Below are 21,249 nucleotides of genomic sequence, written 5' to 3' on the forward strand. Positions count from 1 at the left end.
TGAGTCATGTTTCGTATTCCTTCCTTTCTGCACGGCAATGCTGCCGTGCAAACGACACGGCACCGATTAATCCAGCGGAATCGCCTAATTTGGCCTTGAGAATAGCCGGTTTCTTCGCATTGACGTAGCGTTCATAAATTTTGTCTCTGATCGGTGCAAGCAGCAATTCACCTGCTTCGGCAACGCCGCCTCCAATGATGACGGCGTCCGGATTCAGTAAACATACGGCTGTCAGCAATTTGGAGCCAAGCACCTCGCCAACGTATCGGAAGATTCCTTGCGCAACAACATCGCCTTCCGTAGCGGCAGTGTAGACATCAAATGCAGTAGGTTCTCGGTTTAGTGAACGCAACGAGGTACGTACGTCATCACGTTCAACCGCCTCTCGCGCCATACGAGAAATTCCTTTCGCGGAGACGATGCTCTCCACACAGCCCTGCCGCCCGCAAATACAGACGCCAACTGCCCCATCCACCGGATCATGTCCGATTTCCCCGGCAAAATGATCCCCACCCATAACGATACGTCCATCAGCAAATATAGCCGCCGCGATGCCGGTACCTACTGTCAAGCAAAGCACGTTTCGATAGCCATACCCGGCACCTGCGATGACTTCGCCAAGCGCATAGATTCTCACATCATTGTCGATACACACAGGAACCCCCAAACGACTGCTCATCTGTTCTGCGAATGGCACGCCAAACCAGCCCAGATTAGATGCCGCCTCTGCCCTGCCACGAACAGGGTCAACGATGCCCGGAACTCCCATGCCGCATATCGCCAAGCCATCCGAACAATCGGCTTCTTTCGCCAGCAGGAAGATTTCATCCCGAAGCAAATCGAAGAAAGTTGCAGGGAGATCCGTCGATTTCGGCAAATGTGGCAGCAGGGTTGGGATCGACTTCTTCTTCAGCAATTGCCGTGAATGATCGAAAATACCAATAACGGTGTTGGTGCCGCCGATATCTACACCCACATACGCTTGTTTCAAAGCTACCGCTCCCGCATCCGCCGCATCAGTCATCCGTCTCCCTCCGATAGACCGATTTTCCACGAACATAGGTAGCTACGATATCCAGATTCTGATCCAGCAAGAGGAAATCCGCATCTTTTCCCGGCTCAAGCGATCCTTTAGAAGCAGCAACGCCTGCTTGACGTGCGGGCACGGCTGTCATCGAGGGCAACAGCTTCTCTAGCGGATAACCAGTGAACCGAATTGCATTGCGCAGGGCATGTATCATTGTTAGCGAGCTCCCAGCCAAACTAGAGCCGTCCTTCAACAAGATCTGACCCCCACGCATCGTAACGTCGCCGTAATCTCCATCAGCGAGTCCCGCGCAGGAGACGGCATCCGTAATCATACACACATGATCCGGGCCTTTCGTATCGAACAAGAGTTTAACTACAGCAGGATGAACATGAATGCCATCGCAAATCAGCTCCGTCGTCAGTTCATCCATCATCAGTCCTGCCCCGGCTAAACCAGGCTCGCGATGATGTAACGGACTCATCCCATTAAAGTGATGCGTCGTATGGCGAAGCCCGCTGCAAACTGCCTCACCTACCTGCTCGTAGGTTGCATTCGAATGTCCTGCCGAGACGGTAATGCCAAGACTCGCCAGCTGCCTCACCGCTTCTAGTCCTCCATTCACCTCAGGCGCTAGGGTAACCAACTTAATCTGATGTTCAGCTGCATCGAGTAACCGTTCAATCTCCAACCCATTAGGCTCACGGATATCCGCTTTACTTTGTGCCCCTCGCCTCTTCTCATCAATATAGGGCCCTTCCAGATGGATACCGATCAGCTCAGCCCCCGAGACACCTTCGCGAATAGCAGCCGCGATATTCCGTAATGCAAATTCAATTCGTTCAAGCGGAGCGGTGGTTGTCGTCGCCAGGAACGAGGTCGTCCCGTTCGCCGCATGGAATCGACTGATTCCGTCCAACTGCTCATATTCCCCGCTCATCACACTGCAGCCGTTTCCGCCATGGATATGTACATCTACAAAGCCGGGAATAAGCAGCAAGCCACTCACGTCTTGCATCAACACATCAGATTCCGCATTCATTTCAAATCCGCCAATAGCGGATAGTAGGCCATGTTCATCTACGATTACTTTGCCTTGCTCCACGATGCCATTAGGTGTATAAACAGAGGCGCCAACAAAACATACGGCTTGCGCTGCCATCGCTTCATCCCCTTTCGCCCCCAGGTCCAATCCGGACAGCCGGGCGTGTTAATGCCCAGCTTCATCTCCATGATTCCATCATGTGCGACTTCCTTAGATTGCGCCAAGCAGACGGTTATGCCGTTCTGTTGCAAACTTGACCAAACCAGCGACCTGTCGATTGAACCGAAGCTCGCCTTCTTCCGCTGTAGCATCCGAATACAGCATCGAACCGCCGATACCAAGATGCTCCCGAGCATGCCCCAGATTCGCCGTCATGTTGACTCTGTCCTTGTTCAAGTGCAGCATCATACTCGTTTCAATGCCTGCCGCATGATCACTGGCACGGCGCGGATCATCCGCATCCATGAGCAAATAATCCATCGTAAAACAGACCGGCTCCACACCTTCGGGAGATTTGCAATGGTAGCATACTTCATCGAGTACATTTTGCTGAATGGAGGGGTTGTGACCGGATACGAGCACGACGAGCTTAAAGCCCCGATTCAAGTAGTTTCGACATGCGTTAAGTAACAACGCGGAGAATAGTGCTGTATCGATCGCATAGAACGAACCCGGCAGCTGGTAGCCTGCAGTCGCGTCCATACCATAGCCGATTCCAAACCCAGCATCCCAATAAGCATCCGCTGCAAAATGAATCGTAGGCATCACGACGCCGCCTGCCTGCTTCGCCGCTTCCAAGCATAAATGCTCGGCTTTGAGCGAATCGACGCCAAGCGGATTATGTCGCCCATGCCATTCCAACGTGCCGAGCGGCTGATAGGCAACAGGGAACTGCTTCTGAATAGACAGCAGCTCCCCCGGACGCAAGTAGATCGCCCTGACTTCATCAGGGATCGGTTCATAAGGAATTTCACTATGTACTTGATCCGCGTCATAATAGGTTCTCATGAACATCACCTCCGATCATTACACATGCTCCAAGTAACGATTCTTGATTAAGGCAAGCGACTCATCGCCATCTAAATCCCAGATCGCCCTGTTGAAAATCTCCACCTCGATTGGACCGATATAACCTGCCGCTTCAACGGCTGCCCTTATGCGCCGCAGATCGATAACCCCATCCCCCATCATGCCCCGCCCCATTAGAAGGTCGGGAGTCGGCACAATCCAATCGGACACATGGTAGCCGACAATTCTACCGGCGGCTCTAGCAATCTGTTCATATAAAGCCGGATCCCACCACACATGAAAGACATCGACGACAACGCCGACTTGATCCGGTCTGTACCTCTCGGCGATATCGTTCGCCTGCGACAACAGATTGATCACCGAACGCTCAGCCGCATACATCGGATGAAGCGGCTCAATGCCAAGCTTAACCCCATGTGATTCCGCATAGGGAACCAACTCGGCGATCCCTTCCTCCACCATGAGCCTAGCCGCGGCAATATCTTTATACGGGGCTGGGCCGCAGACAAGGACAAGGACATCCGTTCCGAGCTCAGCCGCTTCTTCGACCGCACGCCGATTATCCTCCATCCGTTGCCGGCGTTCTTCTGAAGTAGCGGCCGGAAACATGCCGCCTCGGCATAAACTCGAAACATGAAGTCCGGCATCGCGAATCAGCCGCTTGGCTTCGGTTAATCCGGTCTGCGCTAATTTATGCCGCCACAGCGCAATCGATGGAATGTCAGCACGTACGCATGCCTCCACGGCCTCTGGCAGCGACAATCGATCTGTCGTAATTTGATTCAAGCTCAGTCGCTTGAAGGTTGTCAGTTGTTCCAAGCCAGTCACTCCCCTCTACGTTATGCCTGCCAGTGCAAGTACTTGCTTCATGCGATGAACTGCCAGCTCCGGCTTCGCAAGCAGTCCTGCTTGATCAGCTAACGCGAACAGCTCCGAAAGATGAATGATAGACCTGGCACCTTCCGCACCGCCCAGCATTCGGAAATGAGATTGATGTCCGTTCAGATACGCCATAAACACAATGCCTGTCTTATACGCATAAGTCGGACGCTGGAATATATGCCGGGATAACGGAACAGTCGGATCGAACAACGCATGATACTGCGCAATATCCCCTTGATCCAGCGCATGAATCGCAGCTGCGGCTACCGGCGCAATCGCATCGAATATGCCGAGCAATGCGTGGCTATACCCTTGCTCATCGCCAAGAATCAACTCGGGATAATTGAAATCATCGCCCGTGTACATACGAACACCGCTTGGCAGCTTACGCCGCATCCGCACTTCTTTATCCGCATTGAGCAGCGATATCTTAATGCCATCCACCTTATCTTGATGCGCATCGATGATGCGAAGACAGACGTCCATCGCTGCGTCAACATCGCGCTCTCCCCAATAACCGGCCAGCGCGGGATCGAACATGTCGCCGAGCCAGTGTAGAATAACCGGGCGAGAAACTTGGCGCAATATCGTGCCGTACACCCGCTCGTAATCTTCCGGCGACTTCGCAGCGGCAGCCAGTGCCCGGCTTGCCATCAGAATGACTTGCCCGCCTCGACTCTCGATATATTCGCATTGTTCTTCATAGGCGCGTATGACCTGATCAATCGTAACTTGCGGTCCGGGCATCAGCTGGTCTGTTCCGGCACCGCATGCGATTTTCCCCTGCACCGAACTTGCTTCCTTCAAGGAAATTCCGATCAGCTCTTTGGCGCGAAGCCAATCAAGCCCCATTCCCCGCTGGGCCGTGTCCATCGCTTCCGCTACGCCAAGGCCGAGCGACCACAGGTGATGGCGATACGCCATCGTGGTCTGCCAATCAATGGCTGCACCAAGCAGCGGCTCCGCTTCGGCAAAAGGATCACAGACGACATGCACGGCGGAGAAGGCAATCCGCCCCAGCAAAGGGACGGAAGGTGAGGCAATCGGCGCTGATCCTGCAAGCTTGTAATCATATAACTCGCCGCCGGCACGAGGCAATCTGATCGTTTTTCCCATCATTGTCATCGTAGATCGCACCTCCTACAGCTGCAAAGCCGGAACGTCAACCCAGCGGCGCTCCGCCCAAGATTGCAGTCCAAGCTCCGCCATCTGCGTACCCTTCGCGCCTTCGAACAGATCCCATCGGAATGGCATCTCGTCGTCAACGACATGCTTCAGGAATAGCTCCCACTGCACCTTGAAGCCGTTCTCGAACACTAGATTGTCCGGTACCTCCTGCCACTGCTGCGTGAACTGGAACGGATTGGGGATGTCCGGATTCCACACCGGTTTCGGCGTATTCACGCGATGCTGTACCTTACAGTCCCTAAGTCCGGCTACGGCACTGCCTTCCGTTCCGTCCACCTGTATCGTAAGCAAGTCATCACGATCTACCCGCACCGCCCAAGAGGAATTCGCCTGTACGACGATGCCATTCTCGAGAAGGAATGTCGCATACGCTGCATCATCGGCGGTGCAGGCATAACGCTCACCTTGCTCATCCACCCGCTGCGGGATGTGAGTCGCTCCAAGACACGAAACCGCTTTCACTTCCCCGAATAAATTGTCTAGCACATAACGCCAATGCGCGAACATATCGACGATTATACCGCCGCCATCCTCCTTGCGATAATTCCACGATGGACGTTGCCCGGCCTGCCAATCTCCCTCAAATACCCAATAACCGAATTCCATCCGTACGGACAGGATCTGGCCAAAATATCCCGAATCTACGAGCCGCTTCAGCTTCAATAAGCCTGGCAGAAACAATTTATCCTGCACAACGCCGTTCTTGACACCGGCTTCTCTCGCTAAGCGCGCTAACGCAAGCGATTGTTCAAGGCTGTCCGCCGTCGGTTTCTCGCAATAGATATGTTTGCCTGCCGTAATCGCCTGCTTAATGCTCTCAGCACGTCGATTCGTGGTCTGCGCATCGAAATAGATCGAATAACTCGAATCAGCCAAGCAAGCTTCCAAGTCCGTGCTCCACTTCGCAACACCGTGTTTCTGCGCTAACGCCTGCAGCTTATGCGCTTGCCGCCCGACCAGTATGGGATCAGGCATAATCGTATCCCCGTTCGCAAGCTGGATACCGCCTTGGTTCCGAATGGCAAGAATGGATCGGATCAAGTGCTGGTTCGTGCCCATTCGTCCTGTAACGCCATTCATAATAATGCCGATGGTATGGGTAGTCATTAGGTAGTACCTCCGTTAAGTAGATGTTGGTTAAAGGTGAGATGGGGCACCGGCAATCGACGCCCCGCTCCAATCCATAAACGTGTTAATTTCCGCCGTTCTTCGCATACTCGAAAGCGCCGATATCGAGTATGCCTTTCTCCGGTCGCTTCTCGCTATTCTGATGCAGCACATATTGCTTCTCGATCAAATCATCATATTGCCCAGGCAATCCCGCTCCGGCATTAATGAGGGCAGAGCCTGCGCTGAGCTTGTAGTTCTGCCCGCTAAGCGAACCATCGATCCATCCCGGATTCGTTCCCGTCAACGTGCCTATGTTCTTAGCTGGCACACGAGACGGCTCATTGAAATCGTAAAAGTAGCCTGCCGTAAACCAGTTGTTGCGCAGCTCGATTGAACCATCATCATCCGTAATAACAATCGGTGCCGGATTAGCGCCGGCTTGATGGAAAACATTGTTGCGCGCATCCACATGTTTGCCCGGTGCATAGAACAGAACCGTCCGTTCGGTTCGACCCGGATCCTTCAATCCAGGCACGCCATCTTGTCCATAAACACGCTGCTGTCTGTACGTCACTACCGTGTTATTGAAGAAGTTCAACGTTCCATGACGATCCGGAACCGTTACGTTATCGCCGCCGAAGTTAATGATCTCATCGTCGCCCCACGTATCGAATAAGTGATCACGCTCGATCAGCACGTTGGCATAAACGAACGAGTTATTGTAGGTAGGATCGAATACGATGCGCGGTGAATCCTCGGCATCATCAAGCGCAATTTGCCTTCTGCCGCCTTCGATCCAGTTGTACCGCACAACCGTTCCGGCTCCGCGGTCCTTCAAGCCATACCCTTGTGAACCCGGCAGCAAATCGCCGTAATGATTATTCTCGTATACCGTGCCGATTGCCGCGATATAGCTGTTATGCTCAAACATTCTGCCGACGTTTCCGTTGCCTTAGATGGAGTTTCCTTGGATGAGCAGATTATTCGAGGTATAGTCGATTACCGCTCCTTCCCATACATACATCGAGGATGTCCCGAATATGCCGTTTCCGTTGTCATGAATCTTATTGTTGCGAAGCGTGACGTGATCGCCGTTGTCGATCCAGATACCGGACGCATTGAATCCATAGCTGGCCAGGGCTCCGCTTGCGTTCACATACTTCTTAGTGGCGTGCGCGTTAAAGACTTCAAAATTCTCGAACGTCACATACTTCGCCGGCCTGCTGTCTTTGCCGATACGTACCAACGAGCGATTCGCATTCGGAACCGGATTCTGTGCTCTGAACACAGCGCCGTTACCGTCAATCTTCGGAAGTTCACCGTTTGGACCGGGAACGCCATGAATAATGATCGGCTGCTCCTTCGTCCCTTCTGCGAAAATACCTATTTTCTCTTTGTAAGGCGTTTCGCGGTAATACACATAAACAACATCGCCTGCTTTGAGCGTTTCCCATGCAAAATCATTGATGTTCTCGTAGGTTTTGCCCGGACCGATTTCGATTGTAGCCGGCGGCGCTTCATTCACGCCGGGCTGCTTCTTCGAGGAATCCGGCTCCCAGTTGTCGTATTTCACACGGCTTAGATCGAATTGAAACGTCAGCTTATCCGAGTCTGCTAAGCCTGCCAGATCGATCGGCTCCTTGTAGATCATCCAAGAGGTGCCGGCGTTTCCGGCCACTGAGAATGCCACGCATTTGGAGTCGTTGACCCCGCAATCCTTCGATTCAATCCCGTTAATGGAATAGGTATTGTACAGATCTTCTTCGCTGGCAAAGTTCTGAAAGTAAAACGGCTTATCCGCTTGATTGGAGTAGATGGACGTGCTGCCGAGGTTAATCTTGTCCACGTAAACGGCATCCTTGTCTGCCGGCCATCCACCTACCGCTTCACCATCGTCATTGAGCGAAGCCTCTGCGGGTACAAAAGCAATACTGCCCAGCTTGCCGTCTGCAACCAGCGTTTTGAATACAGAGACAGGTAGCTTGAACGTTTGAAATCCGTCCTTCTGATCCACCTCGAATGCGAAGCTTTTTTCGGCGTCATAGACACCGCTTTCTGCATCGACGTTAAATAACGCCTTCAGCTTGAATGGCGCTGCCGCTCCGTCCGCTGAACGAACGCTGCCGATCATGAGCAGCGAAACCAACATGGAAGCCATAATCGTAATCAGTAAAGCCCTTCTGGGTAATTGATTAACCATTACTGCGAACCTCCTGAAATCGAAATTTGATTGTCACCTTTCCCATTGAACGTACCGTAGATTGACCTCGCAAACTACAGTAGCCTTTTGCGAACCTTCATCCTTCTTCGACTAGTTTAAAATCTGACCTGAATCATAAAAAAAGAGAAGAACCAACCGGTTCTCCTCCCCTGATCATGATGCGGATTTCTAATACTCGAAAGCCCCGATATCCAGTGTTCCGTTCACTGCGCGAGCCACGGATAATTGATGCTGCACATACTCGTTGCCGACCGGGTAAGCACTTGCGTTTGCATGCAATGAGGTGCCGGCATTAATAAGGGCAGACCCCGTAGTAGGACGCAAGTTGAGCGTCGAGAAATTCGTGAAGCCCGGTGACGTCCCCGTTATCGTGCCGGAATGAGTCACCGTTCCGCCCGATCCTGCAGCGATATTCGTATAGCCGGTGTTAATCCAGTTGTTGTACAGATTTGCCGTTCCTGTCTGGTCGATGATGCGAAGCGAGGACGTCGAAACGCTCTTATAGTACACGTTGTTGCGCACATCCGCTGTTTCACTGCTCGTAGATAACCGCAGCATGGTAGAATTGGTAGTCCGATTCGAAATAATGGTGTTGTTGTACAGATACAGCGTTCCTTTGCGGTATAGTGACGTTGTGCCGTTATCTCCGCCATAATGGATGAATTGCGGGTTACGAGTATCATTGGGCTTAATAAGTACATTGCCATAGACGAATGTCTTATTGTAACTGGCATCGCTTGTTATGGCAGTCGCATCATCGCCCTCCACCAAGTCAATCTGACGATTGCCGCCCTCGATCCAGTTGTAACGAACGACCGTACCTGCTGAACGGTCCTTCAGATTGTTTCCCGTGCAGCCGCTGCATAGATCGCCTAAACGGTTGTACTGGAACGTGATGCCAATCGCAGCCGTGTAGATGTTATGCTCGTAGACGCTGCCGCTGTTGCCATTGCCGTAGATATAGTTCTTCTCGACAAGGATATTCCGCGAAACGCCGGCGTCTGAGCTCGCAACGAACAATCCGTTACCGCCATCAGTGATAATATTGTTGCGGAAGGTTAGGTTCTCGCCGTACTCGACGAAGATCGGCGAAGCTGCTTTGACATAAGCTACAGATGTGCCGGCATTATTGGTGTAGTTGTAGCCTAATTTAGCACCGCGAATTTCTAAATTCTCGATCGTGATGTATTTCGGCAGGTTGCCTGTTGATGGATCGGAAGCACTGCCTGCGAATCTGGCGCCGCCGATCTTGATGACCGAACGGTTATCGTTCCAGAAATCAAGCGCCGAGCGTGTCGTTGCACCGTTTCCGTCGATAACCGGCCGTACGCCGCTGGCGTTCGGTATACCGGTTACTGTAATTGGAGCTGTTGACGAACCCATTCTGGAGATGACGATCTTCTCTTTGTAAGGCGTTGATCTCCAGTAAATTTTGACTGTGTCGCCTGCGACCAGGGATTCCCACGGAACATCCCCGATATTGGTATATGTTTTGCCAGGGCCAACCTCGTAGATCGTAGCAGCATAAGCTTTCTTGATCTGGGGCGTGAAGCTGAATACCCCCATGACGAGCGACAATGCAAAAAGCACAACCAACGATTTTCTTCTCATCCTCTTCCTCCTTGTTTGGTTTGTTCACCGGGTCATGACTGCGCCTTGGATGTACCCGCCTGCCCTTTGGGGCGTATTACAGGATGCAATTCGGCTGTTCTTCACCTCCGCGTATTTCAGAATGTCCATACTATAGAAAAAAACCGACGAAATGCCTATCGTCGGTTTTTTATGTCTCTCATCGTTTTCATGCTTTCCAACAATGTGACTAATTGGATGCCAAATTCGCCTCTCCGAGGATACGAATGGGTTCCGGAACCTGTGCCTTCGACGCATCAGCAAGATCGGGAACTTGATTGATGGCTCGAACCCAGATGTTTCCGGATACCGGATTATCGACCAACAACCTAACCGCAGTAATCGTTTTGTCCGTGAATGGATTGGTGATCAGCCATTTATAATAGGTTTCTTCGCCGATCTGCACCGGTAAAGAGGTGAAAGCTGCTTCATAAAGAATCGCATCCACGCTATACTGAGCCGCTGTGTGAATGCTGCCTTTGGACAGCTTTCGATCCCAGAACCGATCCTTATTGGAGATATTGAAGCCATACGTAATCGGTACGCTAATCCGCGCTCCATCCTCGTACTCAAGCACGTACTCGCCTATTCGATATTCCTTATTGTCTAGATAGATGCCGTCAATGAATTGATGGTACTCACGAATATGATCGGTCGTATGAATAACCTCCACATACGAAGTTCCGGCACTTGTTCCCGCTTCTCGAAGCGCCTCACGATACCTGTAGCGGTACAGCTCTTCAAAAGCAGAACTCGCTGTTTCCTCGTGCACCGTATCGTCGTACGAATCACGCCAGAACAGATAAGCTGCATAAGCCATCGAGAACAGCACGCCGTTACGCTGCAGATTCTCTTCCTTCAAGGCACTCCAGTTGGAAATAATACCCCCGAGCGGTCCATCGCTAAGCCGAGTACTCCAGTCTGCAAAGGATGGCCCATCGAAGTTACCAAATACAACCGGCATCCCTCGCTCTATAAACGGTTGGTCGAAATGCCGCTCAATGCCCCAATACCAATGCATCATGATGATATCGCCCGGAACCAGATCAATCGCTTTGTACGTGGCAGGGATCGTTTCCCCCATATAGACGCCTGTTTCATAATCGACCATTCTTCGCTCGGAGCCGCCGTAGGTTTTGCCATCAGACGTAATGGCGTTCAGCAGCTTCTCGCTCCAAATCATCGTTTGTGCGCCGCGTTCTTGCAAGTAGGTATAGATGCGCTTAATGTCGTCGGCATATAGCTGCTCAGCCGGTTTGGTTGAGCATTTGTCGCATAATCCGATGGAGTACAGCTCATCATGTCCGATATGAACCGTCTTCGGTTCAAACACCTCCAGCACCTCGCTTAGCACATCAAACAGCAGCTCATAAGAGCGTTCGTCAGATGGACAATACGTATCCGGATAAGGATCGTTATGACGTTCGCGAATTTCGGGATGATTGATGAGCAAATAATCGCAATGGCTGAGACATGGCACTTCCGGTATGACGTCTAAGCAACGTTCTTTGCAATAATCGACGAGCTCACGAACTTGTTTCTGCGATAAGAAGCGGCCTCCGCCGTTCTCGGCATGGATTGAATTTTTGTACCAGGAGAAGGTCTTCTCCTGGATCACGATCGTTTTGCCGCTGTATTCGTACATTTCCTCGCAATAACGAACCCAGCCTTCGTTAATCTCAGGATGCTTCTTATATTCCATTGCCCCGCCGACTTCAATGACAACGGTATTGTATTTGAAGTGAACCAGCATGTCGACGAATTTCTTGAAATATGCGATGCCATCCTCCGTTGGGAGATATACCTTCAGCCCTCTAATCGGACAGGTCGGAATGTTGTAGACGATGCCTTCATTGACGTAACCATGGCTCCGATCCACATACTTGGACAAGGTTACCGCTCCATACATCAAACCGCGTTCTTGCTCCGCGTAAACCGTAATTTCATCGGCTGCGAGATGTATCACGTAACCTTCTTCATGCTCTGCATACTCGCATTTCAGTTGTTCGCGGATGATCGCACGGACAGCTGCCGTCACGCCATACCGGAATGAGATCCGTTTATAGCACGTATCTTTCGTCTGCTTACTTGCAACGCTGCTCAGCATATCCTTCATGAATGGCGTTTCGCACTCGATGGCTGTATCCTTCGTGATCCAGTTCCCTGTCGTCACCCAAGCTGCATGCGCCGTCAAATAATCGTTCATCTCTCAACCTCCGGATTCCGAGTTGAATGCCCTATACGATTGTCACTTCAAATTGGGTGGAAATACCAGTCGCTGTATCTTTCGCCGTCACGGTCCAAATTCCTGTGCGCGCGTTGTAAGGAACTGCGACCTCATGAACGTAATTGGTCCGCGCCAAACGAATATTATCGGAATACAGCCAATCTCTCGATCCGTCCGGCGCGCTAATATGAATGCTGATCACACTCTCAAAGTCTGGTTCTGCAAGTGGATTCGTTTCAAGTGCGAAGCTGATTTGTTCCGTTGCTCCGCGTTTCCATTCGCGATTGGCTGTCACGCCTAGGTCGGTAACTTGACAAGGCAGCAAGGAGAATAGCTTCGTATCGCCTTCGGCAAGCGAGAATTCCGCGTGATCTGTATAGCCTAAATAACGACGCTCTCGGATGTCGTAGACATGTGCATAGCTGGCAAACTGGAATCGAAGCAGCGAGGCCTCTGCCTCCTCCTTCTTCCCGCCTCCAACCGCCAAACCATCATGACCCAGCGATTGCACGTCGCTTAGTTTGCGGAGCACGGCCACATACGCCGCGTTCCCATTCGTGTAATAGAAGCTCTCGCAGCCGGCATGAACGGCCTTGCCATCGACCTGCGTAAGCTCGGCTGGCTTGATGGCTGCCGAAAGCCCCATCACGTGTCCGATCAGCTCACGAAGTGCCGAGCCTCCATTCGTTTGACGACGAAGCTTCGTATACTCCGCCAACGCGAGATTCAGATATACGGCTTTCCCCTCGCCGTATTGGCGAATGTTCACGGCTGCGATCTTCCGCATGAAGTCGTCGCGGAAAGCCGGCTGTCCATCTCTTGAACGGATACCGAATTCCGCAATCCGTACATCCTGAAACGAATCATCCGGTGTGAAGTAAGAGAAATCGGCATTCGGCACGAAGCCATCATTGTTATAGAACGGCTCCGCCTCAGTCGAAAGCCTCTCGATCCCAAACAGATCGTCAAGCTGTCCTTGTGCCAGTGGAGTACAATGCTTATCCATCAATCCCGTTTGGATATCCCCGATGATGACGCCGCCTTGCTGAACGAAACGAGTGATTTCGGCCGCCTCCGCTGCGCTAAGCGCGATGGAATAAGGCAGCACGAGAAGCTTGTAGTCCTTACTTAGCAGTTCACCGGCTTCGATCTGCTGCGCAGCCACAAACGAATATTGATAACCGCTATCTTCCAGCATGTCGATCCAGCCTTGACGGTTGCTTTCGAAACGAGCCCTGTCCGCCGCTATCGTTGTCCCGCGTACGGAGGCCATTGAATAATGAATGGCGATGCCGCAATGATCCCGCTCAGCCACATGAAGCAGCAGCTTGCCGATTCCCTCTTCACGAATTTCTTTGAACGGCACGCTGAGGTCCTTTGCACTATTACTGAGTGAATAGTCCGGGTTCAGCATGCTGAACTCCCAGAAAATATTGCATAACGTAAGCCCGTGATAGACGCCATGCCATACGCCATGCTTCGCAGTCGCGCCATCGACCCCATACCCGAACCAGCCGCCAATAATGGTTCCGGGCTTGGCGAAGGAACGGTGGAACTCGTATTGGTTACCGACGCCATAGGCTTCAAAATAACCAACATGCTGATGCAAGCGGTAATAATCATAACCGGAATAGGCCGTAGACGCTTGGCAGCCGGACATTCGAATGACGCCGCCTTCGTCTTCACTCTTCACGATGGAAGCGATTCGCCGGTAGGCTTCAATAAACGTATTCTCCATGAAACGGCGATGATCGGCCCACGGTGCATAGCTGGCTTGTCTTCTCGCTTCCTCGCGTGTAAGCGGATACGCCTCATTCCACGTGCTGTATGCGGTTCCCCAAGATAGGTTGAGCGCTTCGATGTCGCCTGCATATTCTTGCTTAAGCCACTCTCTCATCTCTCCTATGCAGTGAGAACAGAAGCAGAGGTCGAGCTCATCGGTGTAACAGGTGAGTGAGCCTTCGTCATTGGCGAAATAAGCAATGGGACCGAAGTGCTTGAACTGCGCGACCTTGCTGGTGATTTTATGCTGCAGCCCTTGCCAGAACGCCGGATCATTCAGACAAGGAATGCGAACGAGATATTGTTTATCTTTCGTCCGGTAATATTGTTCCTTCCTCTCCACATACGGTCCTCGATGATACCAGTACACGCCAAGGCCTTCTGCCCCTGACATTGTGAGTGTTTTGGAGCTGCCCGGGAACAAACCGGTAATGCCGATCTCATGATAACGTTCGCCGATTAGATCGAGAAAGTCGCCATGGCCCCGATTCTGCGGAGCTGTGAACACTTCGAAGTCCTCGATCTGTCTTTGATACGGCTTCACTACGATTTGCTCCGACGTCCAGCGCTGCACCAGATGATTACCGATTCTCACATCTGCTTGCACCGTAACATGCATCGATTTCATTGCCGCTGCGCGGAATTCCTGAGTCAACTGATCACTGCCGCTCTTAAATGCCGTCACCGATTGCTGCAGGATATTGCCATAATCATCTACGATTTGAACACTCAACTCACCGGCAGCTATCCCTTCCAGCTTGAGCATCACTTGCAGTTTTTCTCCCACTTGAAGTGACTGATTGCTAAGCGCAGTTTCAGTGATAAAGGTCTGAAGTGGTTGAGAGAGGCCGAATGTCGCAAAGTCTACTAACGCCTCCGCAGCATAAGCGTTCAATTCAACACGAAATTCGCCACCATTCGCGAGCTGCCTCGGCAATGGAAGCACACTGCCATCGCAATTCCCCTCTGCGACAATGTCATCATACGCATTCTTGATCGTATATTGGATACGATCCGGAGCCAAGGAACCGGAAGTCCGAACGTTCCATTCCTGTTCCTTGCGTACCGGAGGCTCTATTAAACAATCGGTCTCGCGCTGAGCAGCCCATAGCACGCTTCGGTAGACAAGCTCATAGAACGATTCCAGATAGGCAAACGTACAGCTGCTCTTCGCGCCAGCCCATCTGTCAATGACCGCGTCGTAGGTGGATTCCTTACCGGTGAACGCTTTATGCTGAGGCAGGATATCGCGCGGGTAGTAGCCGAACGCGACCACTCTGCCTTTGCCATAGCTCTTAACCGCAGCAATTGGCGATCCATCCGCAGCTTCAATTAACACCTCCCCGGCCGCTTGATAAGGATAATAAGCCAGCTCCTCGCAAGGCAACAGCTCAAGTGGAATTCCGCTAGTTATAAAGTGCGACTTTGCAGCTGTCCATCGGCCTGATTTCAACAAGTCAAATCTTACCTTCGGATAACCTTCTCCGGCATTATTGTCGACAGCAAACCCTTCTTCGAATAGGTTCACGAGCGGCGACAGCGCTTCTAGCTCTGTGGACCTCAGCTTGTCCTCTCCATGGAAAGGACGCATTAACACGAGTCCCGCGCCAGCCTCTACGCGGCGAACAATCGCTTCTCTGGATACAGCTGTGAAATGCGACCAGCCATTAACTGCCGGAATAACCAGCGCATCAAAGTGCTCCTCTGAGGTCAACACCTTCTCTAAGTTGTCGAACATAATATGCTGATCATCGACCGATGCCCGAATATCGTAATAATCGCCGATTCCCCATTTGTTCAAATCCCAAGCTCTGTCGATCGTTACCGTCTCATACGCCACGCCGGTTCGGCGAATAAATTCGACGATCTCGCGGCCATGTTTCACGCTTGGCACGAAGAACAGCTTCAACTTCTCGCCTGCATACGACTGCAATCGTTCTGAATATTCACCGCCAAAGCTCGTTTCGTAGGTGATGTCATACGTTTTCTCCACCTTCAAGCCGCCTCCTTCATCTACAATCGCGTTGATTGATGTCTACCTCACCGTCCATAGCGAAATAGCTGATCACATGGAAATGGAATTTCGTACATCCTGCTTAAGGTATCTGCCCTATTAAGAACACCAAGCCGGTATACCTCATCGACTTGGCTGATGTAATGTTTGAAGGCAAGCTCCACAACGACTTCTGGATGGTGGCGATAACCGCGCCGCTCCAAACTATGCTTGCTGATAAAAGCTTGGATTCGCGCCTCTTCCTCCTCCGTTGCGATCCCGCCATAAGGCTTATCCTCTTGAAAATAAAAGGCTGCCTGCGCCTCGCTGCCAAGCTCACTTGCCGTTCGCACCGCAGCCTCACGCACGATGAAGTGGTCGATATGCTCCTTGAATGCAATCGGGAATACCAGAGCCGTATCCGGAAGCATCGCCAACTGAGCTATTCGCTCAAGCATCCGGTTGTAAATCTCTTGATCTCGCTCATCGAAATCCACGAACATCCCATGCGGAAACTCCATTTCGCTGCTTGCCAGCGCTTTGCCTCTAGTGAAGCATTCATATTCAGCAAGCAGCTCGTAGCCGTAACTGTATGGGCTGAGCAGCTCATCGATACAATTCAGATCTTCCAATAGCCGCTTACCGGTTGCCAGCTTGATGCGATCCAGACTTGCATCGAAATTGCCGCTTCCGGTATGTGCCAAGTAATTGCTGCGCGAGAATACATTTATGATGCGGAAATTTTTCGTATGGAGGAGACCTCGCTCCTTCAGCTCCAGCACATAACCGCCCAGAAAGAATAGGAAATCATCGTAATGCGGAGAGATGACAATGATAGTCGGCTCAGGAATGACTTCCTCAATCGGGAGAATCTTCATCTTCGTCATGGTTAGTCCTCCAACAATCGATAGATTTCGGTATAGGCATCTTGAAAATAAGGCAGCTGCTGCTGGGCCAGCTCTTCATGACTCGTATCCTGCTCGAGGAAAGCGAGCGCTTGGTTAGCCGCTTCCAGGGTGTCGAATTCACACTCCCAGATCAATGTGTTTCCAGCTTCTCTGCCGCTATAAGGCAAATAGCGTTTACCCTTAGGAAACGCCGGATTCTCACGTTCGAGTTTGGCAAACTGGCTCTCAAGCGCCAGAAATTGTTCTCTGCTGACCGCGTGAAACCGCTGCACTAGTCGTACCTTCACCTTCATCGTGCTGCACTCTCCCTCTTATATTTGATCTGCACCAAGCATGTGCCGGAAAGCGGAAGTCATCGGAAGCTCATTCTTGATGGCAAAAGCGGAGAGCAGCTTCACATTCAGCTCAAGATAAATGGAATGTGGCGAAGTAACGGCCAGCGCCGCGATCAAAGTGCCAAGCTCAACCGCACTTTCGAGCGGTGTTTCAGCGAAATAGGTATCGTTGTACGCCTTGGTGAATGGTAAGCCGCAGCTCAAGCCACTAATGACACCGCCAAGCAAAGCATCGCCAGCACCTGCTGTACTAACGGCCTCAACCTTAAGCGGAGGGGTATGCGTGATGCGGCCGTTCTCAAAGCTGTAACAGCCGGCTGCACCGTCCGTCATGATCATCTTTATCTCAGCATTGTGGCTGCTGAGTTGACACGCGCATATCGCTGCCAGTTGATAGCCTCCGCACTCCACCTGCTCTTCGGGTTCAGTTAATTCGGCGATGCGGAGAGCTTCATCGCGATTAACGGAAAGCAGATCAGTGCGTGCGAATCCGCCAAGCTGTTCGAACTCGGCCGTTTCGGAAGACAGCAAGGCTGCGACATTGAAACTCCCCCGTGCTCGGCCTCCTTCGAGGAGCGCGATGCGAGCGGCAAGTGGCACTTCAGGAGCGGCAAGCACAATTTCTGCCTGTCCGATTGGTGGAAGCTGCTCTAATGCGCAGTTGATATCTTGCGGCGTTACGCGCTCACTGGCACTATTCGAAGTCGTTATATTGCCGCCGGCCAAATCCGGATACTGAAAGCAAACACTGAATAGTGTTTTGGCATCTGAGAGGCTGTTCACGTAATCGGTGGACATCCCGGTAGCAACCAACTGCTCTAGTAGTGCTTTCCCCTCTAAGTCGGTTCCCACTTTGCCGATTGGATATAGCTCGAAACGGTCTTCGTCTATCTTCTGCTCGCTCAGTAAGACGGCCGGATAATGGCAAATAATATGGAGCTTGCAGAAATCTTGATTATTCGTCAGCACGCCGAGGCGGCTCTCATTTCTGCCTAGGGTTTGATTTCCTTCAAGCTGAAACAAAATGCCTGAGCCGATTCCACCGGTTCCGATAAGGCGGCGATATCGATATTGGGTACCCGAGACGGGCCGAAGTGTACTCATACACGCACCCCGTTAAACTCCCATTCCGGATGTTCGGCAATGGGATGTGCAGCCGTTTCAAGTGTTGCTGTAATAAGCGCATCCGGATGAGATTGAAGCAAGGTCATCGGATACTCGACCGTTTCCCCTGAGAATAGGGCTACGCGGAGAGCGGTCTGCTTCCAAGCACCGGTATCACTGTAAATCCTTATTTTCTTAGCTGACAGGCACTCTTTCATGCCAAGGGTAATTGACATCGGCGGCACGAATTGATACGCGCCACCGAAGGTGCGCTGTGCGAGAGCTATAATCGTATCGAGGTTATTATCCTGTACCCGGATCTCTGAATTACGGAGCTGTTCCACCGTAATTGAGCTGTATGGATGCCTTCTTGCTTGGTTGTAAGCCAGATGGCCATCCTGACCCCAACCGCCAAGCGTCAGATCAATCGGAGCTTCAGCAATACGCGACTTGATTGTCTCAATCGCCGATGGAACCGGGAAATATCGCTGCGTTTGAGGAACGGCAAGCTCCGGCCGAACCCCGTCATAGAAATAGGTCTCCATGAAGCTTCTGAAGTTATAGGGGTCATTGCGGGAGAGCTGCTTCCCCTCCCAATCCAAGCACTCATCCATATGAAACACCGTCATATTCGCAAGCGAGATGCTCTCTTCATTAACGATCTTGACGAACGGTTCATACCAAGCCTTCGGTCCGCAAGGCACGATCGCTCGGAATGAACGCCTCTCTTCATTTGCCAGACGAATATCATCGGCAAATTCTCTGGCCATGATCGTTCCCATTTCAACTGAATCCCTGACCAATCGAAAAGGAATCCGACGCGCCTTGTGATCCATCAGCTCGTTAACCGGCACTTTGCACCATTCATATAGCTCTTGGTTCGATATCGGACACATTTGTATGTTCCTCCCTCAGTTAGTAACAGGCAGGAACCCTCGTCCTACACCGACAAGGGTTCCTGCATAGGGCTGCTTGTACGGACTTACTCCCAACCTGGCGTTACATGTTTCTCCGATAGAACTTTGTTCACATCATCGATCATTTCTTGACCGCCGTTGTCGAGATACTCCTTGACCGCAGCATCCCACTTCTCCATCTTCTCAGTGCCGACAATCATCCGTGTGACATGGTCATTAAAGGCTTGATCAAGCTCCGATCCTTTCTCGTTTGCAACCGGCGAAGAAATATAATCCACCGGATTCTTGTAGAACTTTACTGACTTGAGCGTATCGACCGCACCCTGCACGAACTGCTTCGCCAGCGGATCTGTAAACGCGTTCTGCGGCTGTACCGCTTCTTCGTTTGGCGCCCAATAACGACCGATGAGGTAGCTCTTCGGACGTGAGTCTTGCTTATCAGGAAGATCGATCGGGATTCCGTCTTTGATCTCGTAGCCTTTGCCCAGACCCCCATTTTGCCAGTCAAAATCCGCATTATCCGCATTGCGCTGCTCCCAAGGAACGAATGTGCTCATATAGTCGAGCATGCCGAGAATACGATCCGCTTTGTCCGGTTGATCCTTTAGGTTGCCGTTTAGCATAATCATTTGGTAGAAGCCTTTGCCGGAAGCGATATAGCCGCTTTGTCCGTCCTCTTGTTCGAATGGAGGAATAACGGCCAGATTAGCAGTAGACTGCAGCTCCCTTAAGGCAGTGAAACGCTTCTGGTTGAAATCATACGGCTACTCGTAATACATCCCGTATTTGCCGGTGAAGAAATCGTTGCGCACGTCGCTTTGCTTTGCGACTGCCCAGTCTTTGGATAACGCGCCTTCTTTGTATAGATCCACGAGAAATTGAATCTCATCCTTGTGCTGGCTCGTAATCGTACCCGGAATGAGCTGACCTTTGTCATTCTTGTAGTACCATGCGCCGGAGTCCCACCCTACGCTCATCGCTGCGCCGTATAGCAGACCTGTTCCGACTGAGGAAATCCCCATTCCGAGCGTATCGTTCTTGCCGTTCTTATCCGGATCTTCCTTCGTGAAGGCGATAAGTACATGCTTCAACTCTTCATAGTTTGTAGGCATCATGAGGCCGAGGTTGTCGAGCCAGTCTTGACGAATGACCGGACGTTTACCATATTTCTTAGGAAACCATCTCGGGATGGCATATACATTGCCGTCGACCGATACCGCATCCCAGATCTCTTGTGGAATTTGCGATAATGTCGGGTATCTCTTGATGACGTCATTGAGAGGCATGAACGCGCCTTGCGTCGCCCATCTCACGAAATTGGCGTCAGGTCCTTCTTGGCCGATCATATCCGGCAGGTCGCCCCCGGCCATCGTGACCGCCAGTTTATCCGGATATTCCTGCATGTAGATAAATTGAGGCTTGAAATCAATGTTGAACTTCTCATTGATTGCCGTAACCGCCGGACCTTCAGGAGCGGGGATCGCTGAATCCCAAAGTCCATCCATATACGAAACCGTGAACCTCTCCTTGATTCCGGATGCAGGCTCATCGGCACCGGTGGTTGAAGGTGCATTGTCAGTGGTTGCCGTGCTGTTGTTCGAAGAATTCGTTGTGCTTTTCTGTGCGAGGTTATTTTCTCCTCTGCAGGCGCCAAGAGTCGTAGCTAGGGACATAACGAGAAGGACTATCAGTGACCTTCTACTCTTCACGCAATCTCCTCCGTTAGCTTGATTGGTTATGAAAGGCGCTTCCCCCTCACACCAAGCGTATAAGATGAGCGCCTTGATGAAAATCGACTGTTCTTTGACTGCTTCAACGATTTATTCGTTCAGGTGAAAAAAAGTGAAGTAAC

General features: G+C 51.5%; 17 protein-coding genes. All 17 read right to left on the reverse strand.

Annotated elements, in window-relative coordinates; all coding sequences use genetic code 11:
- Window positions 1–4: 4 nt before the first annotated feature.
- Window positions 5–1,024 (reverse strand): ROK family protein, encoded by a 1,020-nt coding sequence (locus AC0YN4_RS04610; protein WP_475835279.1) that lies wholly within the window; start codon window positions 1,022–1,024, stop codon window positions 5–7.
- Window positions 1,017–2,219, reverse strand: a complete 1,203-nt coding sequence (gene nagA, locus AC0YN4_RS04615) for an N-acetylglucosamine-6-phosphate deacetylase (RefSeq protein ID WP_475835280.1) — start codon at window positions 2,217–2,219, stop codon at window positions 1,017–1,019. The genes AC0YN4_RS04610 and nagA overlap by 8 nt, the downstream gene beginning before the upstream one ends.
- 63 nt (window positions 2,220–2,282) lie before the next feature.
- Complete coding sequence (locus AC0YN4_RS04620) at window positions 2,283–3,080, reverse strand: creatininase family protein (protein WP_475835281.1); 798 nt, start codon at window positions 3,078–3,080, stop codon at window positions 2,283–2,285.
- A gap of 18 nt (window positions 3,081–3,098) precedes the next feature.
- Window positions 3,099–3,920 (reverse strand): sugar phosphate isomerase/epimerase family protein, encoded by an 822-nt coding sequence (locus AC0YN4_RS04625; protein WP_475835282.1) that lies wholly within the window; start codon window positions 3,918–3,920, stop codon window positions 3,099–3,101.
- A gap of 15 nt (window positions 3,921–3,935) precedes the next feature.
- Window positions 3,936–5,099 (reverse strand): dihydrodipicolinate synthase family protein, encoded by a 1,164-nt coding sequence (locus AC0YN4_RS04630; RefSeq protein WP_475780105.1) that lies wholly within the window; start codon window positions 5,097–5,099, stop codon window positions 3,936–3,938.
- Window positions 5,100–5,123: 24 nt separating this feature from the next.
- Entirely contained in the window at window positions 5,124–6,278 is a 1,155-nt protein-coding gene (locus tag AC0YN4_RS04635; protein ID WP_475779828.1) for a Gfo/Idh/MocA family protein, read from the reverse strand.
- A gap of 85 nt (window positions 6,279–6,363) precedes the next feature.
- On the reverse strand, window positions 6,364–7,212 hold the full coding sequence (locus AC0YN4_RS04640) for a hypothetical protein (RefSeq protein WP_475835283.1): 849 nt from the start codon (window positions 7,210–7,212) through the stop codon (window positions 6,364–6,366).
- Between the two features lie 21 nt (window positions 7,213–7,233).
- Entirely contained in the window at window positions 7,234–8,481 is a 1,248-nt protein-coding gene (locus AC0YN4_RS04645) for a hypothetical protein (RefSeq protein ID WP_475835284.1), read from the reverse strand.
- A gap of 189 nt (window positions 8,482–8,670) precedes the next feature.
- Complete coding sequence (locus tag AC0YN4_RS04650; RefSeq protein ID WP_475835285.1) at window positions 8,671–10,113, reverse strand: hypothetical protein; 1,443 nt, start codon at window positions 10,111–10,113, stop codon at window positions 8,671–8,673.
- Between the two features lie 208 nt (window positions 10,114–10,321).
- Complete coding sequence (locus AC0YN4_RS04655; RefSeq protein ID WP_475835286.1) at window positions 10,322–12,337, reverse strand: family 20 glycosylhydrolase; 2,016 nt, start codon at window positions 12,335–12,337, stop codon at window positions 10,322–10,324.
- 31 nt (window positions 12,338–12,368) lie between these two features.
- Window positions 12,369–16,133 (reverse strand): beta-galactosidase trimerization domain-containing protein, encoded by a 3,765-nt coding sequence (locus AC0YN4_RS04660; protein ID WP_475835287.1) that lies wholly within the window; start codon window positions 16,131–16,133, stop codon window positions 12,369–12,371.
- Between the two features lie 47 nt (window positions 16,134–16,180).
- Window positions 16,181–17,020 carry a hypothetical protein gene (locus tag AC0YN4_RS04665; RefSeq protein WP_475835288.1) on the reverse strand — a complete coding sequence of 280 codons (840 nt, stop codon included), beginning with the start codon at window positions 17,018–17,020 and terminating at the stop codon, window positions 16,181–16,183.
- 2 nt (window positions 17,021–17,022) lie between these two features.
- Window positions 17,023–17,334: a hypothetical protein gene (locus AC0YN4_RS04670; RefSeq protein ID WP_475835289.1), complete on the reverse strand. Its 312-nt coding sequence runs from the start codon at window positions 17,332–17,334 to the stop codon at window positions 17,023–17,025.
- Between the two features lie 18 nt (window positions 17,335–17,352).
- Complete coding sequence (locus AC0YN4_RS04675; protein WP_475835290.1) at window positions 17,353–18,480, reverse strand: carbohydrate kinase family protein; 1,128 nt, start codon at window positions 18,478–18,480, stop codon at window positions 17,353–17,355.
- Window positions 18,477–19,376, reverse strand: coding sequence for a sugar phosphate isomerase family (locus AC0YN4_RS04680; protein ID WP_475835291.1), 900 nt, complete (start codon window positions 19,374–19,376; stop codon window positions 18,477–18,479). Before AC0YN4_RS04680 ends, AC0YN4_RS04675 begins: the two co-directional genes overlap by 4 nt.
- Before the next feature lie 86 nt (window positions 19,377–19,462).
- On the reverse strand, window positions 19,463–20,026 hold the full coding sequence (locus tag AC0YN4_RS04685; protein ID WP_475835292.1) for a hypothetical protein: 564 nt from the start codon (window positions 20,024–20,026) through the stop codon (window positions 19,463–19,465).
- A 135-nt stretch (window positions 20,027–20,161) separates the two neighbouring features.
- Window positions 20,162–21,106, reverse strand: coding sequence for an extracellular solute-binding protein (locus AC0YN4_RS04690; protein WP_475835293.1), 945 nt, complete (start codon window positions 21,104–21,106; stop codon window positions 20,162–20,164).
- Window positions 21,107–21,249: the final 143 nt, after the last annotated feature.

The sequence above is a fragment of the Paenibacillus sp. J22R3 genome, assembly GCF_056269305.1.

Bases quoted from the DNA above. Each gene is read 5' to 3' on its own strand.
- AC0YN4_RS04635 (WP_475779828.1), bottom strand. From the start codon at position 6,278: ATGACTACCCATACCATCGGCATTATTATGAATGGCGTTACAGGACGA.
- AC0YN4_RS04685 (WP_475835292.1), bottom strand. From the start codon at position 20,026: ATGATTATGCTAAACGGCAACCTAAAGGATCAACCGGACAAAGCGGAT.
- AC0YN4_RS04610 (WP_475835279.1), bottom strand. From the start codon at position 1,024: ATGACTGATGCGGCGGATGCGGGAGCGGTAGCTTTGAAACAAGCGTAT.
- AC0YN4_RS04640 (WP_475835283.1), bottom strand. From the start codon at position 7,212: ATGTTTGAGCATAACAGCTATATCGCGGCAATCGGCACGGTATACGAG.
- AC0YN4_RS04680 (WP_475835291.1), bottom strand. From the start codon at position 19,376: ATGTGTCCGATATCGAACCAAGAGCTATATGAATGGTGCAAAGTGCCG.
- AC0YN4_RS04670 (WP_475835289.1), bottom strand. From the start codon at position 17,334: ATGAAGGTGAAGGTACGACTAGTGCAGCGGTTTCACGCGGTCAGCAGA.
- AC0YN4_RS04675 (WP_475835290.1), bottom strand. From the start codon at position 18,480: ATGAGTACACTTCGGCCCGTCTCGGGTACCCAATATCGATATCGCCGC.
- AC0YN4_RS04620 (WP_475835281.1), bottom strand. From the start codon at position 3,080: ATGAGAACCTATTATGACGCGGATCAAGTACATAGTGAAATTCCTTAT.
- AC0YN4_RS04650 (WP_475835285.1), bottom strand. From the start codon at position 10,113: ATGAGAAGAAAATCGTTGGTTGTGCTTTTTGCATTGTCGCTCGTCATG.
- AC0YN4_RS04630 (WP_475780105.1), bottom strand. From the start codon at position 5,099: ATGGGAAAAACGATCAGATTGCCTCGTGCCGGCGGCGAGTTATATGAT.
- AC0YN4_RS04645 (WP_475835284.1), bottom strand. From the start codon at position 8,481: ATGGTTAATCAATTACCCAGAAGGGCTTTACTGATTACGATTATGGCT.
- AC0YN4_RS04655 (WP_475835286.1), bottom strand. From the start codon at position 12,337: ATGAACGATTATTTGACGGCGCATGCAGCTTGGGTGACGACAGGGAAC.
- AC0YN4_RS04665 (WP_475835288.1), bottom strand. From the start codon at position 17,020: ATGACGAAGATGAAGATTCTCCCGATTGAGGAAGTCATTCCTGAGCCG.